Here is a 16,385-nt window from a genome sequence, read left to right as displayed (position 1 = left end):
GTACTACAAACTTCTAAAGGACCACACACATGCGTGTTTTCGTCACCGGCGCTTCGGGCTTCATTGGCACGGCCATCGTTCAGGAATTATTAGGTGCAGGCCATCAGGTGCTCGGCCTCGCCCGCTCCGAGGAATCTGCTCGGGCCATAGCCGCCGCTGGCGCTGAGGTGCACCGCGGGTCGCTCGATGACCTCGACAGCCTACGGCGCGGCGCAGCTGCCTCCGAGGGCGTCATCCACACAGCTTTCAATCATGATTTTCTCGCCTACGAAACGGCCGGGCAGACCGACCGCAATGCCATTGAGGCCCTGGGTGGGGTGCTCGTTGGCTCTGACCGCCCCCTGCTGGTTACGGCTGGGCTAGCCGGCTTTACCCTGGGCCGCCCCGCCACCGAACAAGACAACCCGGCCGCCTCCCCCCGCATGTCGGAAGTGGCGGCGCTGGAACTGGCAGCCCAGGGAGTACGGGTCGCGGTAATCCGCCTGGCGGCCTCTGTGCATGACCGTGGCGACCATGGCTTCGTGCCGACTCTCATCGATATTGCCCGCCGAACTGGGGTGGCGGCGTATGTGGGCGAAGGGCTCAACCGCTGGCCTGCCGTGCACCGGCTTGATGCTGCCCGCCTCTACCGCCTGGCCCTGGAGCAGGCAACTACCGGCGCCCGGTACCACGGGGCAGCCGACGAAGGCATCTCACTGCGCAACATTGCCGCCGTCATTGGCCGTCACCTCAACCTACCCGCCGTTTCCATATCGCCGGAGCAAGCCCCCGATCATTTTGGCTGGATGGCGCGCTTTGTCGGACTGGATATAGTGGCCTCCAGCAGCCTCACCCAACAGCTATTGAACTGGCACCCCACCCAGCCCGGTCTCCTGGCAGATTTGGAGCAGGGTCACTACTTTGCGCGGTAAGCAGGCGGGCCCGAGCTGCTGACGTGGCTACCTGTTCCCGCGGCCCCCGGGCCGCATCCTTCCAGAAGCCCGGTCGGTTGTAGAATGCCGCTTACCACACCCAGCCCCACCCCGGCCTGCATGAGTACCCTGTTTCTGCTCCTTAAGTTTTTGCTGTTTCTGTTTCCTGGCACTTGGGCGCTGGCAGCTGGGTTTCGCCTGCGCCGCCGCCGCCAGTACCTGCTGGCCCACGGTCGTGAAACTACCGGCCTGGTCACCGGTATCACCACCGCCCGGGGCCAGCACAGCACGGCTTACTGGGCTACCCTAGTGTATCAGCCCGAAGCAGCCGACTACCTAACGACCTCTTTGCTTGTTGATAAAGACTGCTTTGTAGGCGCGCGCCTGCGTCTGTACTACGACCCACGCCAGCCCGAAGCTCTTTTGTTAGCAGAAGACGTCGCGCCGGGTCGGGAACGGCTCCCGCTCCTGCTCGGTGGGTTTATGCTGTTGGGGGGCCTGTTGTGCACTATCTCCCTGTTCGCACATTAGAATAGCCCGCTATGCCCTTCCCGTCGTCATAACCCAACTTCGGGCCTGACACTATACAAAACGCCCTGGCACTCACCAGGGCGTTTTTCTTAGTACAGAAGGTTGTTAGGCGTAATTTCAAGCTAACGACGACGCTACGGCATCCCCTTGCCACCAGCTGCCCCATATACCTGGCCAGTGGCATAGCTGGCCTGCGGGTCGGCGAGCTGCACGTAGATGGAGGCCAGCTCCACCGGCTGCCCGGGCCGCTTCATGGGCGTGTCGCCGCCGAACTTCTGGAGCTTTTCCTGGGTAGCACCACCGCTGACCTGCAGGGGCGTCCAGATGGGACCGGGGGCCACCCCATTCACGCGGATACCCTTCGGGGCCAGTTGCTTGGCCAGGGAGCGGACATAGTTGGTAGTGGCAGCCTTGGTCTGGGCGTAGTCATACAGGTCTTCGGAGGGGTCAGTGGCCTGCTCGGAGGTAGTCCCGATGATAGCCGAGCCTGGCTTGAGGTGGGGCAGCGCGGCCTTGATAATCCAGAACGGGGCGTAGATGTTGGTTTTCATCGTCGCGTCGAAGTCCTCGGTGGTGAGGTCCAGAATAGACTGACGCTGCTGCTGCCGCGCCGCGTTGCTGACCACAATATCCAGCCCGCCGAGCTGGCGCACGGCTTCCTCCACCAGCTTCTTGCAGAAGGCTTCGTCGCGCAGGTCGCCGGGAATGGCTACGCCTTTCTGGCCGGCGGCTTTAATCAGGGCTATTACTTCTTTGGCGTCGGCCTCCTCGGCGGGCAGGTAGTTAATGGCCACGTCGGCGCCCTCGCGGGCGTAGGCAATGGCGGCGGCGCGGCCCATGCCCGAGTCGCCGCCCGTAATCAGGGCTTTACGGCCTTTGAGGCGGCCCGAGCCTTTATAGGTTTTCTCGCCGTGGTCGGGTACGGGCTCCATTTTGGAGGCTAGCCCGGGCCAGGGCTGGGTCTGGCTTTTAAAGGGAGGCCGGGGGTAGGCGGTGGTCGGGTCCTTGAGGGGCTCGGCTGCGGCCGTGGCAGGGCCGGCAGCCTCGGCGGGCAGAATGGGGCTTACGGCGGCTACGGCCAAGCTGGCCCCTAAACCGTTGAGTATCTGACGTCGGCTGAGGGTGTTTTCTTCTTTCATACTCACTTGCAACGACACTTTCCCGGATAGGTTGCCCTGCTGCCGGGCGCCCACCCTGGTGTGTGCCTACTTACTGCTGCCCCTCTGAAGGCACGGCCAAGCCCTTTCCCAGCTACCAAGCATCCTCTGCTGGGCACCGCCGGCCGACTACTCTCCTACCAGCAAAGCAGAATATCTCCTTAGCAGTACCCTTGCCCCGACAAAGTCACCAAGCAGGGTGAGCAAGTCATTACTCATAACAGCATAAGAATATTTTATCCTCTTTTTATATACAAACGTTTCCGGGAACGATTTCGGTCTTTTCATTTCAGTTGGGTCTTTCCGGGGCGCTTCTACCACCCATAGCGGCTGCTATCTTCCGAGCCCAATAGGCCCCGCCGGCTTGCTACGCCCAACGTGGCCGCTGGTAGCCTACCGGCCCTGAGAAGCCTCCCAACGCTGTCGTTTTTGCGGCCTGCACAGCCCAGGCCTATCCTGATTTAAGCCCATGCATGGCGGAGTTTTCCGTCCGGGCCTTCTTCCTTTTTCCCCTTTACTCTTGCCCTAGCTGCTGCGCCTATGACAACACTCTCCTGACCTACCTCCTGCTACCCCAAACCCCACAGTATGAAAACAATACTCTCCTCTGAAAACACATGTACTCACCCAGCTGCCCCGGGGCGGAAAACCACAGCTGTCCTGGCGGCTTTCCTGCTGAACTTCCTTTGCCTGGGCTCCTTCGCGCAGATTCCGCTGGTGTACGCCACGGAAAACACCGGCGCCAGCTGCGCGGCTCCCCCTCTGCCCTCGTTCAGCCAGCTACCGGCCATTGCCCCCCTGCCCGACCCGTTTATGAGGTCGGATGGGCGGGGACGCTCCACCAGCTTCAGCGACTGGGAGTGCCGGCGCAACGAAATCAAGGCCGAAATTGAAAACTATGAGATAGGCCGTAAACCGGCCCGGCCCCAGAATATTGCCGCCAGCTACGCGCCGGGCACCACCGCCAACACCGGTGTACTCACCGTGACGGTAACCGAAAACGGCCAGACGCTGACCCTGACTGCACAGGTAGCCCTGCCCACGGGTACCGGCCCTTTCCCGGCCATCATCGGCATGAACAGCGCTACCGGCAGCCTGCCGGCCGATATTTTCAGCAGCCGTAACGTGGCCCGCATCACCTTTAGCCACAACCAGGTAACTACCTACGGCAACCCCCAGCTGACGGACCCCTACTACAAGCTCTACCCCGATCAGAACCTGGATAACGCGGGCCAGTACAGCGCCTGGGCCTGGGGCGTGAGCCGCCTGATCGATGGCCTGGAGCTGGTGCAATCAAGCCTGCCCATTGACTTGCGGCATCTGGGCGTAACGGGCTGCTCCTACGCCGGCAAAATGGCTCTGTTCTCCGGGGCTTTCGATGAGCGCATTGCCCTCACCATTGCCCAGGAATCGGGCGGGGGCGGGGCCCCGGCCTGGCGGGTTTCCGAAACGCTGGGCGCAGTGGAAAAGCTGGGCGCCACGGACTACCGCTGGTTCAAGGACGACATGAAGCAATTCGAGAATACCAACGTGGCCAAGCTGCCCCACGACCACCACGAGCTGATGGCCATGATTGCGCCGCGGGCCCTGCTGGTAACCGGCAACACCGATTTCGAGTGGCTGGCCAACCCCTCGGCCTACGTATCGGCCAGGGCGGCCCACGAGGTCTGGAAGACCTTTGGCATCGGCGACCGGTTCGGTTTCTACATTGATGGCGGCCACAACCACTGCGCCATTCCTACCACCCAACGCCCCGCCATTGAGGCTTTTGTAGACAAGTTCCTGCTCGGCAATGCCAGCGCCAATACCAACATCACCACCCACCCCTACCCGGCCCTGGACTACCAGCGCTGGTACCGGTGGTGGGGCACGGCTACCCCCACGCTACCGGCCGAGCCCCTGGGCAAACGCCTCTGGCTGGAAGCGGAGTGCGCCACCGTAGGCTCGAACTGGGACATCGTGACAGATGCGGCGGCTTCCGGCGGCAAGTACGTGCAGGTGAAAAGCGGCCTGAGCAGCCCCACTACCGCCCCCACCACCGCCACTGCCTACCTGACCCTGCCCTTCACCATCGACAGCGCCGCCACCTACAACCTGGTGGCCCGGCAGAACGTGCCCGCCGGCCAGGAGTACGGGTACTGGCTGAAAATTGATAATGACGCTTTCCAAGCGGTAGGCAGCCAGCTGATAGCCAACGGGGGCTTCGAAAACGGGCTGACTGGCTGGACCACCCTGAACTCGACCGGGGCTACCATTACTGCCAATACCGTAGCTGCGGAGGCGCACGCCGGCACCGGCTCGCTGAAGGTGGTGAACCCCACTGCCCAGCCCGGCAACCAGTGGCGGGTGCAGGTAACCAGCGCCGCCTTCCCCACCACTGTGGGCAAGCAGTACACTATTTCCTACTGGGTGCGGGCCGCCGCAGCAGGGGGCTCCATCCGGCTTTCCACCGGGCCTTCGGGGGCCCAGTACCAGGCCGACCAGACCATTGGCACGGCGTGGCAGCAGGTTTCCTGGACCATCACGGCCTCTCTGGTATCCACCACTTTCCTCTTTGACATGGGCCAGGTAGCCAACACGTACTATATCGATGACGTGAGCGTGAAAGAGGTGAGTGCCGGCAGCGGCTGGGGCTGGACCAAGCTGAAGGATGCAGTGCTGCCCGTAGGGCCGCACACCCTCACCATTGCTTACAACGCCGGGGGCGGCGCCCAACTCGATAAGCTGGTGCTGGCTACCTCCATGGCTTCCATCAGCGGCCTGGGGGCGGCGGCTACTAACTGCAGCACCGTGACTTCAAACGCCGGCAGTCTGGCCGACAGCGGCATTGAGGTCTACCCCAATCCGGCCCACGACAAGCTCACGGTACGGCTGGGAGCCAACCAGCTCCACGTAAAAAGTATAGAGGTAGTAGACCTGACAGGGCGAGTTCTGTCGCGGGTGAACGTGGGCAAGCACCCCTTGCTCAGCATCCCCAGTGACAAGCTCAGGCCCGGGGTGTACGTGCTGCGCTTCCACGGCGACCAGACCCGCGCGCAACGGGTAGTAATTCACTAAACTGGCGGTATAAGACGGCCGACTAAACGCGCCGCAGCCCCGGCTGGTCCCCGCGAAGCAGTGCTACCACGCTAGTAACCAGGAGAGGAAGCGAGTACCCCGGGTAAAGCTGCCTGGCCGCGCTTAGCTAACCATTTCCGCTTACTTGCTGGGTAGTCTTAGAAACAAGCTCCTACAGAAGCTGCTCCTAGGCTTCTGTAGGAGCTTATGTTATTATCGGCCCCGCCGGCCGGCTCAAAAAAGGCAGAGGGCTCCGCTTCGGGAGAGGTAGGGGTTTGAGTTATGGTGGGGCAGCGAAAACTTTCTTTCTTTGGACTTCCTACAACTGTATCCGTCCTATGCCTACTCGCCGCAAGTTTCTTACCACCTCTGCTGCCTCGCTGGCTGCATTAGCTGTGGGCCCGTCGGCCGAAGCCGTGGCATTGCCCACCCGGCCTGTGGTGGGCAAGCCGCTGGTTATTTCCACCTGGGATACGGGCCTGGTCGCCAACCTGGGCGCCTGGAAGGTACTGAGCAAGGGCGGCCGGGCCCTGGACGCAGTGGAGGCCGGCGTAATGGTAACGGAGGCGGAGCAGAACTGCTGCGTGGGCCTGGGCGGCAACCCCGACCGGGACGGCATCGTGACGCTGGACGCCTGCATCATGGACGAGCAGTTCAACTGCGGCAGCGTGGCGGCCCTGGAGCGCATCAAGCACCCCATTAGTGTGGCCCGGCGGGTAATGGAGCGCACGCCCCACGTGATGCTGGTGGGCGAAGGCGCCCAGCAGTTTGCCGTGGCCCAGGGCTTCCCGCTGGAACCCCAGCAACTCAGCCCCGACGCCGAAAAAGCCTACCGGGAGTGGCTGAAAACCAGCCAGTACAAGCCCATCGTCAACATTGAAAACTCCGGCAGCAAGAAGCCGGTAGGACCCGTTGGTGGGGCCAATAACCACGACACCATTGCCATGCTGGCCCAGGACGCGCGCGGCAACCTGAGCGGCAGCTGCACTACCAGCGGCATGGGGTTCAAGATGCGGGGCCGCCTCGGCGACTCTCCCCTCATTGGCTCTGGGTTGTACGTGGATAATGCCGTGGGCGCAGCCGCTGCCACCGGCCAGGGCGAGGACGTAATTCGCATTGCCGGGGCTCATACCGTAGTGGAGCTGATGCGCCAGGGCCTCGCGCCCAAAGCCGCCTGCAAAGCCGCTGTGGAACGCATTGCCAAGATTAAAGGCGCCAAGGCCCGCGACATTCAGGTGTGCTTTATTGCCGTCAGCAGCCAGGGCCAGCACGGCGCTTTCGCCTTGCAAAAGGGTTTCAGCTACGCCGTCTGCGACGCTCAAAACCAGCAGCAACTTATTCAGGCCGACTACCTTCTCCGGTGAGCTACACGCTAGAAATCTGCGCGGGCTCGGTGCAGTCGGCCGTGGCGGCGCAGGCGGGCGGAGCCCACCGCCTGGAGCTGTGCCAGAACCTGGAGCAGGGGGGCATTACGCCCTCCTTCGGGCTGGTGCAGCGGGTGCTCAGCCTGGTTTCCATTCCGGTGTTCGTCCTGATTCGGCCGCGCCCCGGCAACTTCTGCTACTCCCCCGATGAGCTGGCCATTATGGTCACTGACATTGCCCAGTGCCGGGAGCTAGGCTGCGCCGGGGTAGTGCTGGGTGTGCTTGATGCCCAGGGCCGCGTGGACCTGCCCCGGTGCCGGGCCTTGCTTAAGGCCGCCGGCCCCTTACCCGTCACCTTCCACCGCGCCTTCGACGCGTGCCCCGACCAGGCCCAGGCCCTGGAAGACGTGGTGGCCCTGGGCTGCCAGCGCATTCTTACGTCCGGTGGGCAGGCCACGGCCGAGGCAGGGCAGGCGCAGTTGGCGGCCCTGGTCCGGCAGGCAGCAGGGCGTATTTGCATCATGCCGGGGGCGGGAATCCGGCCATCCAACATCTGGGCCCTGGCTACCCGCACCGCCGCCACCGAGTTTCACGCCAGCGCCTCCCACCTGCTGCCTGCTGCCCCGGCCCCTCGGCCCACGGAGTTTGATGCGGCCCTGCTGGAAACGGACGCAACTACCGTGGCGGCGCTGCTGGCGGAGCTTACGCGCTAAATCCTCGGGAGCTGCCACAGGGCGCAGGCGGCGTGGTGCGGGTGGCTCTCCCTGTTTTTTTCCCGGGGCCTGTCCCTTGGCATAACCGCCCGCATAGCTCCGCGGGTAAGCAGTAGGGATGTAAGCAGTAGGGATGAGCCGCCCAGCGGGGTAAGGGTGTGAAACTACATAGTGTGCTTTTAGCATAAAAGTAATCGGGACTTACTGCTGAGGGGGCCACTGTCATTGCGTCGCTGGCCTACTGCATGGCTCTACCTTTTTACACTTGCTTGAAAGAGGGCTAGTGGGCGCATTCTGAGCGGGCGTCGTTCCGGCCGTTGCGCAGCCCACGTTCCCACCCTCGCACTTGCTGTTTACCCGCGGAGCGCTTTACCGGCTGGCACGCTGTCCGCGCAGGCGCTGACCCAGACGCCGGAACCAGAGCCGGGTTTTTGCGCGGTGCTGTTTTTTAGCGCGAAGGCGGCGCAGTTGAGCGGCGCGCCGGGCCTTGGCTGCTGCACTCCTGCTGCTCGGCAGGCGGGCCGCCGTGGCTGCACGTTGCGTACTGCTTAAGTGGGTGCTTGAAGCGCTTGGCACGATGACCCCGGCCGGCAGGTTACCCACAAATTGCAAGCTTAAATAGGGCTGATAGACGTTACCGGCTTCGTCAGTGGCCGAGGTAAGTTCCGGCCGCACGTCGCTGGCCCGCACCTGCAGGCGGTTGCGCGCAATGCCAAACTCTCGGAGCGTTTTTACGGCAGTCCACGCCCGCGACTCGCTCAGCCGCGAAGCGGGTTGGTAGCCGTCGAGGCTGTCGCTGTAGCCTTTGATCTGAAAGCGCGCCCGGGGAAAAGCGCGCAGGATGTTAGCCAGGTTTTGCAGCTGCTGCCGCGCTGCCGCGGGCAAGGTAGCCTGCCCGGCCTGAAAATAGGCCTGATCAACCGGAATCCACCGGGTGCTGTGGCTCAGGGACTCCGCCTGCTGCCCCGCCCCGGCCAGCAGGCGGTATAGCTGATATTCTGTGGAGCGGGTGGCCACGCGCTGGCTGGTTCCATCGCCGAGCAGCAGCAGTACCGGCTGGCCCGGGTAATCAAGGTAGATATCCGGGCCAGCAGCGTAGGAGGCTAGTGGCGCCGGTGAGGAGGCAGCAACTGCCGTAGCCACGTACGTAGCGGTAGTTACGGGCACCTTCCCAGCAACGCCTGCCTCCGGAGCAAGGGCGGGCCTCGGGCTTGGGGAGGACACCTGGGCAAACGAGGCCGGGCGCCGCGCCGCCGATGAGTGCAAGCGCCCTATCCCAAACCCAAACGCCAGCGCCGGCAGAAGCAGTAGCAGCGGCCCGTACTGGGCCCACGGCTTACTGCTACGCAGCGCCTGCCATGCACGCCGAAAAGTAGGAAGAGGTTTCTTTTGCGTTGCGTTGGCAGGGCCAGGGGGGGCAGCAGGTACGGGCTCCGGGCCAGGCAGGGAACCCTTCTCTGGTGGGGGTAGCTGCGGCAGGGCTCCGGGCTGTTTCTGCAGCCAGCGGCTAATTCCTTCAGCGTTGAGTTGCCGGATGGCAGCCTGCTCGCGCAGAACGCCTACTGTGGTAGCTACTACCACATCCACCAGTAGAGGCATAGCGTTCTTCGGTAAGCCACTCACCTGAAGGATGAACGCCGTGCGGCTGGTGTAGGCTGGGCCCAGTAGGGCCTCCAGCAGGGCGGTGCCGCGCCCACGCCAGAAAAACGCTTCACTCGTGCCAAGTACTGCCGGCCAGTCAGGCATGGGGGCCCGCTCCAGCCAGCTCCACAAGGCTTCCGTGCCGGCAGGCTGCTGGCTGCGAGCGGCAAAGGCCGGAATAATCAGCTTAACCACTTGTACAGCTGCGAGCTGAACTACCTGCGCTTCGGCCTGTACAGCGGCACTCAGCGCGGTAAGGGCAGTTTCGGTAAGCGTGGCTTGTACAAGGGCTTCGAGTGTTTGCTCCTGGCTCATAAAGGGTAGCGTTAGCCGCTTATACGACTATGCATAAGACTATTTAAGCTAAATATCGTAATATACTACCGTAACAAGAATAAAGAATCTACCTCTGTTACCTTTCCTGGTCCACGGTCTTCTATCCTATACTAGCGGCGGCAGGCAGGTTATCTTTCTTCCAGGCTATGCCCCGGTTCTACGCATATGCATTCCGGTGCGCGGAACTCCCGAATGCGGCTGAAACTCCACCTCACACCCTAACAAGATCCTTTACGGGGCTCAACCCGACAACTCTACCATGGTCCTGTTGGCGGACCGGGTGCCAGGCTCCTAGTAGTGGGCTCAACAAACAAAGGCTCCGGCAGTTGCCGGAGCCTTTGTTTGTACTGCAGGCGCACCTGCTGATCGGGTGGTAGCGCTACGCCAAAGAGGCTTCCCGCTGGCGCAGGCGGCGGTGCAGCGCCGTGCTGCCGCTGCGCAGAGCTGCCTGAATGCCCTCGGCGGCTACCCGGCCGGTTTCGGCGGCGCCGTTCATGTAGCCCTGGTACCAGGCGCTGCAATGCTCCCCCGCAAAAAACAAGTTGTCTACCGGCCGGCCTTCGGCTCCGGCAATGGTGCTATACTGGCCCGGCCGGAAGCAGGCGTAGCTAGCCAGCGTGTGCGGATGGGTAGGCCAGTGCATGCGCTCGGCGCGGCCGTTGTACTGCCCACGGGCCGCGGGCCAGGCGGCTTCCAGCACCGGCAGGTACCGGCTTACCTGGGCCTGGGCCGAGCCCGAGCCCACGCGTAGGCCTTCCTGGCCGCCGAGGTACACTGTGTACGCCGAGTTGGTAGTAGGCTGGAGCTGGCCACTGTCCCAGCCGCTTTGCACGGGCAGGTCGGAGAAAATGTAGCCAGTGTAGCCGTTGGCGCGCCAGGGGCGGCCATTGAATCCCAGGAACAGCTTGGCATTGGTACCGTAGCCCAGGTTCTGGATGGCATTGGTTTTCCAGGTGGGCAACGCCACCTGTATATTAACCTTACGCAGCAGGGTGAATGGTAGGGTGAGCACCACGTAGTCGGCAGCTACCGTCAGGCGCTGGCCACTGGCTTGCTCGAAAGTTAGCACGTACTGATTGGCAGCATTGCGGGCCAGGGTTACCAGCTTGTGCTGCAAGGTGATCTGGCCGCTGAGCTGCTGGGCCAGCGCATCTGTAAGCTGCTGGTTGCCGCCCTGGATTTTATACCGCTCGTCGCTGATGCCGAAGATATCGAAGCTGCCCTTGTGGGTGTCGGCGGAGAATAGCCACAGAAAGTTAATCGAGGACTGGTCGTTGACTTCGCGGCCGTACTCGGTGAGGTAAGCAACATCCAGCAGCTCCCGAACTAGGCCCGTCAGGCCAATGGAGTCGAAGTAGGCGGCAATGGAAAGCTGGTCGAAACGGGCGGCGGCGGGCGTGAGGTTGTCGAAGGTGATAGTACCGGGCAGCGTGCGGATATCAGCTTCAATCTGGCGGGCGTAGGGCTGGAAGGCGGCAATGACCTCGGCCACGGTGTACTGCTTACCCCCGAAAAAGTAGGCGTCCTTTTTCAGCACCGTTTCGCTGGGCGCTTCCACATCGTAGAGGGCTAGCCCAAACTCCTGGGCCAGCTGCAGCATGTCGCGGTGGCCACTGTCAATAAACTCGCCCCCCAGTTCAGTGGTCAGGCCAGGAGCCATCAGGTCGCGGGCCGTAAAGATGCGGCCCCCGGCCCGGGAGCTGGCCTCGTACACAGTAGCGCGTAGTCCCGCTTTTTTCAGCTGGTACGCGCAGTTGAGGCCGGCCAGGCCAGCGCCGACCACCACCACGCTAGGCTGGGGACCTTTGCCATCAAGGCTGCGCTGGCTGCTGGGGGCGGCGGGCTCTACTACGTCGGCCTCGCAGGAAGCCAGCAGCCCGGTGGCCCCTACCAGCAGCCCCATTTTGGCGGTGTTCGTCAGGAAGTCGCGGCGGCTTTGGCTGGTGGCCATATCGGCCAGCTCTTCGGCCGAAGGCGCACCCGGCGTGTTGGCAGCTACGGCCAGGCCGAAGGCCTGTTGCAAGGCACGCAGCAGGGGCGTACGGGCTCTGAATTGGGGAGTAGAGGATTCTGTCATGGACTAGCTAAAGTGAAAGAATATTGTCATAAACATACCTATATCTAATTGAATACAGGGCAGAGCATTTCTCTTTCCCGAAAATAAACTCACCTCTTACCCGGCGCCCAGCGCCACGTTACTTTCCTACCTAGCCAGCACACGGAACCAGGGTAGTAAAAGCTCTGCAACCAGGCTCCTGACCAAGAAGCAATAATCTGATTGACAAGTATTTTATTTACCCGCTCTCTTCTCAGTCAGCGGCCGCTCTGCTGCCCGGCGCCGGCCAGCTTCAGGAGCCGCAGGGGAAGCCAGCCGATTGGGCTTGCGGGCCCAGACAACGGGCCGGCTAAGGCTGTGCTACCAGGCTCCTCCGGCAGGAAAACACTCCTGAGTAGGTGCCCTGGCAGCAAGGCAACAACTTTTCGGCCTTAACCGCCTTTGCAAGCCAGATTCCGTATTTCCTCTCACACCAAACCCTGCTGAGTATGAATACGGAACAGAACGAACCGCGCCCTACCAATAGTGAAATCAACCCCAAGCCTATGGCCTACCCTACCAGCGAGGGGGCCATGCAGGAGCAGCCCGACTGGGATATGTCGAGCTACCAGGCAGCGGGCAAGCTCAAGGGCAAAGTAGCCCTCGTTACGGGCGGCGACTCGGGTATCGGGCGGGCCGTGGCGCTGGCGTTTGCCTTGGAAGGTGCCGATGTGGCCGTTGTGTACCACACCAACGCTGAGGATGCGGCCGAAGTAGGCCGGGCCGTGGAAGCGCAGGGCCGCCGGTTTCTGGCTATCCAGGCCGATGTACGCTCGGCCGAGGCCTGCCGCGAGGCCGTGCGCCGCACCTACCACGAGCTGGGGGGCTTCAACATTCTGGTGAATAACGCTGCCTACCAGATGGGCTACGAGCATTTCGAAACGGTGCCGGAAGAAAACATTCACCGCACCTTCGACACCAACATTAAAGGTTACCTGTTTATGGCCCAGGCCGCCATTCCCTTTCTGAAGGAAGGCGACGCCATCATCAACACAGGCAGCATTGCGGGCCTCGTTGGCAACCCGCACCAGATTGACTACGCCTGCACCAAGGGCGCTATCCACACCTTTACCAAAAGCTTAGCCGCCTACCTGGGGGAAAAGAAAATCCGGGTGAATGCCGTGCTGCCCGGCCCCATCTGGACGCCCCTCATTCCTGGCACCATGCTCAAGGAAGACCTGCAGAAGTTCGGCGACTCCACTATGCTGGGCCGTCCGGGCCAGCCGGAAGAGCTGGCTCCCGCCTACGTCTACTTTGCCTCCCAGGACAGCAGCTACGCCACCGGCAGCCTGCTGGAAGTTACAGGTGGCATGCCCAAGAGCAGCTAAGCCTGCCAACGGCAGCACCGCCTTTGCCTGCCGGGCCCCGACGCTGTCGGGGCCTTTTTTATAGTGGCGCGCACCCTAGTTAGCTAAACCCCTGCCCCGGCACCCGCGGGATGCTTGCTGCCGGGCAATGTACACCAGAGCGCGGCTGATGGGGCAGTACATTGCCACTGGGCCGCGGCCAGGTGCCAGAGCCAGGGGTACCCAGCGCGAGTGCAGAGCCGCCGACCGCGCCCAGCGACACGGCCACGGGCGTGGCGTCATTGTCGGGGAGGGTAGCCCAGGTGCTCCTGTCGAACGGGCGGCTGGTGGGAATTTTCTTCGGCAGGGCCAGGCGGTAGCGCTGGTAGATGCTCGGGTGCACATCGGCTACGTGATGACTTACCTGCCGGCCGGTCCAGCCGCCGGGCCGGCGGGGGGGTTCCAGGCGCGCGCCACCGGCCTTGCGGGCGGCTGCAGTAAGCTGGGCCGGCAGGGCGGCCAGCTGGTTAGTGTAGTCCGTCGGCTCGGCAGCGGTCAGGGGCTCCGTGGGCAGTTGCGGCCGCCCGATGGGGTAGTGCAGGTCAGGTCAGGTCAGGTAGGGTCGACTCCACAGCGCGTAAACGTAGAACAAGCCAGCAAAGCGGCCGGGCAGCTTCGGCTCCGGCCCAGGGGTAGCACCTGGGCACTCGCTCTTTTTGTACATGATTTTATGCTCGTTACCTCTCCAGTGAAAGCTGAAGAGTGATTTTATCCCTACTCAACCGTTGTTTTCACGTACAGCCAAACAGCTAGTAACTACCGCCCAGCTAACGGGTTGGGGTATAGCAGATGGCCCGAGGTTGTCTGAAGCGAGCAGGAAGGGTCGTTGCCTCTCGGGTAGCTACTGCAGCGGGTAAGTCAACACATTGTCGAGTTTTCGCGTAAAAGCTGAACCAGGAAATAGTAGACTTTTCCTGGTTCAGCTTTTAAAGCGTTACCCTGCACATGCTTGATATACAAAATAATATATACACTGAGGAGTATCTTTCTTTTATAAATAAGAAAGATTTCCCCTGCGTAGCGGCTAAGACTGCTCTTACCTGGCAGCAGCTGCATTGCCTGGTGGTTGACCACCTGGCCTGCCCCAAAGACGACGCGGCTATCCTGGACTTTATTTACGAGTTTGTGGATACCTACCGCCAGTCCGATAAGCTTTACCACAGCGCCGCCGTCATTTTCAAAGGCCCCGAAGCACCCAACGAAGCCCTGTTCGAGGAGCTGTTCTGGCAGCGTATGCAGTCATTGTCTAACCTTGATGCGCAACGCTACGGCTACGACCGGCGCGTGGTGGCCGACCCCAACTCTCCTGATTTCAGCTTTAGCCTGAAGGAAGAAGCCTTTTTCGTGATTGGGCTGCATCCGGGCAGCTCCCGGCCGGCCCGCCGGTTTTCCTACCCCACGCTGGTGTTCAATGCCCACGCCCAGTTTGAGCAGATCAGGAACAACGGCCGCTACGATAACCTGCGCAATACCATCCGCACCCGCGACGTGGCCTACTCCGGCTCCATCAACCCCATGCTCCAGGATTTCGGCGAGGCTTCCGAAGCATACCAGTACACCGGCAAGGTCTACGACCAAGCCTGGAAATGTCCTTTTTTAAGTCAGCATGAGTCAGTTAACCATCATTCCGCCGCGTAGCGGCACCGCCTTTGTTCTGCGTAAAGGCCAGAAGCTAAAAGTAGTAGACGTGGAGGGCGAGCAGGTCTCCGATTTTATCTGCTACAACCTCGAAGACCGGGCCGAATACCTTTCCTCGGGCCGCACCATCGACTACGCCGAAACCATCTTTCTGACCAAGGGGCACCCGTTCTATTCCAACCGCAGCAACATCATGTTCGAGTTGGTGGAAGACACGGTAGGCCGCCACGATTTCCTGCTCACGCCCTGCAGCGCCGATACGTTTCGCATCATCTACGGGCATCAGCACCCGCACCGGGGCTGCTTTGGCAACCTCTGCGAGGCGCTGAAGGAATACGGCATCAGCCCCGATGCTATTCCTATCTGCTTTAACATTTTCATGCACGTGACCGTGGATGGCACCACGGGTAAAGTAGATGTGCTGCCGCCCAAAAGCAAAGCCGGCGACTACGTGGTGCTGGAAGCCAAAACCGATTTGCTGGTGGGCATGACGGCCTGCTCGGCCGAAATGTCGAACAACTATAGCTTTAAGCCCATCGGCTACCAGATTCTGGAGTAGCCTCCTCCTTGGCAAAGCCGTGGCCCGGCGCTCTGGCTTGTGCGTATGCGGGGCCAGAGTGCCGGGCTTTCTTTATGGTGCGGGGCGGGGTGCTATCTTGGCGGTTTACCTACCCCTTCGCGCCGTGTCAACCTCTTGTACCCCTGCACCCCACCTGCTGCTGATCCGCTGCCCCGATGAGCCCGGCCTGATTTACCGCATTACGGGGGTGCTCTATCAGCACGGGCTGAACATTTTGCGCAACGACGAATTTGTGGAGCGGGCGGGCAGCCAGTTTTTTATGCGCACTGAGTTCACCGGCAGCTTCCAGCCCGAAACCCTTCTGCAGGAGTTGCGTGCTGCTTTGCCCCCGGCCGCCGAGGTGCGTTTCTCCGACAACCGTCCTAAGAACATTGTGCTGCTCGTAACCAAGGAGCACCACTGCCTCAGCGAGTTGCTGGTGCGTCATGCCTTTGGGGAGCTGAACGCCCGTATTCTGGCCGTAATCAGCAACCATGAAGTGCTGGGCGAGCTGACGCGCCAGTTTGGGGTGCCGTTTCATTACCTCAGCCACGAGGGCAAACCGCGCGAAACCCATGAAGCCGAGGTGCGGGCCCTGCTGGATGAGTACGCGCCGGAGTTTGTGGTGCTGGCCAAGTACATGCGCATTCTTTCTCCCGCGTTTGTGGCCGCCTATGCACACCGCCTCATCAATATTCACCACTCGTTTTTGCCTGCCTTCGTGGGCGCCAGCCCGTATGCCCAGGCGTACGAGCGGGGGGTAAAGATTATTGGGGCCACGGCGCACTTCGTCAATGAGCAGCTTGACCAAGGTCCCATTATTGCCCAGAGCGTCATCCCCATCGACCACACCCACAGCGCCGCCGAAATGGCCCAGGCCGGCCGCGACGTGGAGAAGATTGTGCTGGCCCGCTCCCTGCGCCTGGTGTTTGCCGAGCGCGTGTTCGTGCACCAGAACAAGACCATTATTTTCGACTAGCCTGGCGTTCCTTCGAGGACGGCTAGCACGTATACGCTGCTGAGGCACCACCCCCGTG

13 protein-coding genes are annotated in these 16,385 nt (G+C 61.9%); 9 read left to right on the top strand and 4 right to left on the bottom strand.

Going from position 1 to position 16,385, the window contains the following annotated elements; translation table 11 throughout:
- Nucleotides 1–29: 29 nt before the first annotated feature.
- Both K3G63_RS01575 and K3G63_RS01570 read left to right on the top strand, forming a co-directional pair.
- Nucleotides 30–911 (top strand): SDR family oxidoreductase, encoded by an 882-nt coding sequence (locus K3G63_RS01575; RefSeq protein WP_220612344.1) that lies wholly within the window; start codon nt 30–32, stop codon nt 909–911.
- Between the two features lie 120 nt (nt 912–1,031).
- A complete protein-coding gene (locus K3G63_RS01570) occupies nt 1,032–1,442 on the top strand; it encodes a DUF3592 domain-containing protein (RefSeq protein WP_220612343.1) in 411 nt (136 codons plus the stop codon).
- Between the two features lie 134 nt (nt 1,443–1,576).
- Here the strand turns inward: K3G63_RS01570 and K3G63_RS01565 are convergent, their stop codons facing one another.
- Nucleotides 1,577–2,581: an SDR family oxidoreductase gene (locus K3G63_RS01565; RefSeq protein WP_220612342.1), complete on the bottom strand. Its 1,005-nt coding sequence runs from the start codon at nt 2,579–2,581 to the stop codon at nt 1,577–1,579.
- Nucleotides 2,582–3,187: 606 nt separating this feature from the next.
- Here K3G63_RS01565 and K3G63_RS01560 point away from each other — a divergent pair.
- From K3G63_RS01560 to K3G63_RS01550, 3 genes are all read left to right on the top strand, one after another.
- Nucleotides 3,188–5,656, top strand: coding sequence for a T9SS type A sorting domain-containing protein (locus tag K3G63_RS01560; RefSeq protein WP_220612341.1), 2,469 nt, complete (start codon nt 3,188–3,190; stop codon nt 5,654–5,656).
- A 338-nt stretch (nt 5,657–5,994) separates the two neighbouring features.
- Nucleotides 5,995–7,020, top strand: coding sequence for a N(4)-(beta-N-acetylglucosaminyl)-L-asparaginase (locus K3G63_RS01555; RefSeq protein WP_220612340.1), 1,026 nt, complete (start codon nt 5,995–5,997; stop codon nt 7,018–7,020).
- Entirely contained in the window at nt 7,017–7,733 is a 717-nt protein-coding gene (locus tag K3G63_RS01550) for a copper homeostasis protein CutC (protein ID WP_220612339.1), read from the top strand. Before K3G63_RS01555 ends, K3G63_RS01550 begins: the two co-directional genes overlap by 4 nt.
- 369 nt (nt 7,734–8,102) lie before the next feature.
- Here the strand turns inward: K3G63_RS01550 and K3G63_RS01545 are convergent, their stop codons facing one another.
- Both K3G63_RS01545 and K3G63_RS01540 read right to left on the bottom strand, forming a co-directional pair.
- Complete coding sequence (locus tag K3G63_RS01545) at nt 8,103–9,689, bottom strand: OmpA family protein (RefSeq protein ID WP_220612338.1); 1,587 nt, start codon at nt 9,687–9,689, stop codon at nt 8,103–8,105.
- Nucleotides 9,690–10,089: 400 nt separating this feature from the next.
- Complete coding sequence (locus K3G63_RS01540; protein ID WP_220612337.1) at nt 10,090–11,787, bottom strand: NAD(P)/FAD-dependent oxidoreductase; 1,698 nt, start codon at nt 11,785–11,787, stop codon at nt 10,090–10,092.
- Between the two features lie 467 nt (nt 11,788–12,254).
- On the opposite strand from K3G63_RS01540, the gene K3G63_RS01535 reads away from it, so the two are divergent.
- On the top strand, nt 12,255–13,133 hold the full coding sequence (locus K3G63_RS01535; RefSeq protein WP_220612336.1) for an SDR family oxidoreductase: 879 nt from the start codon (nt 12,255–12,257) through the stop codon (nt 13,131–13,133).
- 79 nt (nt 13,134–13,212) lie between these two features.
- Here the strand turns inward: K3G63_RS01535 and K3G63_RS01530 are convergent, their stop codons facing one another.
- Entirely contained in the window at nt 13,213–13,494 is a 282-nt protein-coding gene (locus tag K3G63_RS01530; protein WP_220612335.1) for a hypothetical protein, read from the bottom strand.
- Nucleotides 13,495–14,096: 602 nt separating this feature from the next.
- Between K3G63_RS01530 and gntA the strand changes: the two genes are divergently transcribed.
- From gntA to purU, 3 genes are all read left to right on the top strand, one after another.
- Complete coding sequence (gntA, locus tag K3G63_RS01525) at nt 14,097–14,789, top strand: guanitoxin biosynthesis heme-dependent pre-guanitoxin N-hydroxylase GntA (RefSeq protein ID WP_220612334.1); 693 nt, start codon at nt 14,097–14,099, stop codon at nt 14,787–14,789.
- On the top strand, nt 14,758–15,348 hold the full coding sequence (locus K3G63_RS01520; RefSeq protein WP_220612333.1) for a DUF1989 domain-containing protein: 591 nt from the start codon (nt 14,758–14,760) through the stop codon (nt 15,346–15,348). Before gntA ends, K3G63_RS01520 begins: the two co-directional genes overlap by 32 nt.
- Nucleotides 15,349–15,472: 124 nt before the next feature.
- Nucleotides 15,473–16,327 (top strand): formyltetrahydrofolate deformylase, encoded by an 855-nt coding sequence (gene purU, locus K3G63_RS01515; protein WP_310794547.1) that lies wholly within the window; start codon nt 15,473–15,475, stop codon nt 16,325–16,327.
- Nucleotides 16,328–16,385: the final 58 nt, after the last annotated feature.

The sequence above is a fragment of the Hymenobacter sp. HSC-4F20 genome (genome assembly GCF_019599275.1).
Taxonomy (GTDB): domain Bacteria; phylum Bacteroidota; class Bacteroidia; order Cytophagales; family Hymenobacteraceae; genus Hymenobacter.
The sequence above is the reverse complement of the archived record's forward strand: the minus strand, read 5'-3'. Positions and strand labels throughout refer to the sequence as shown.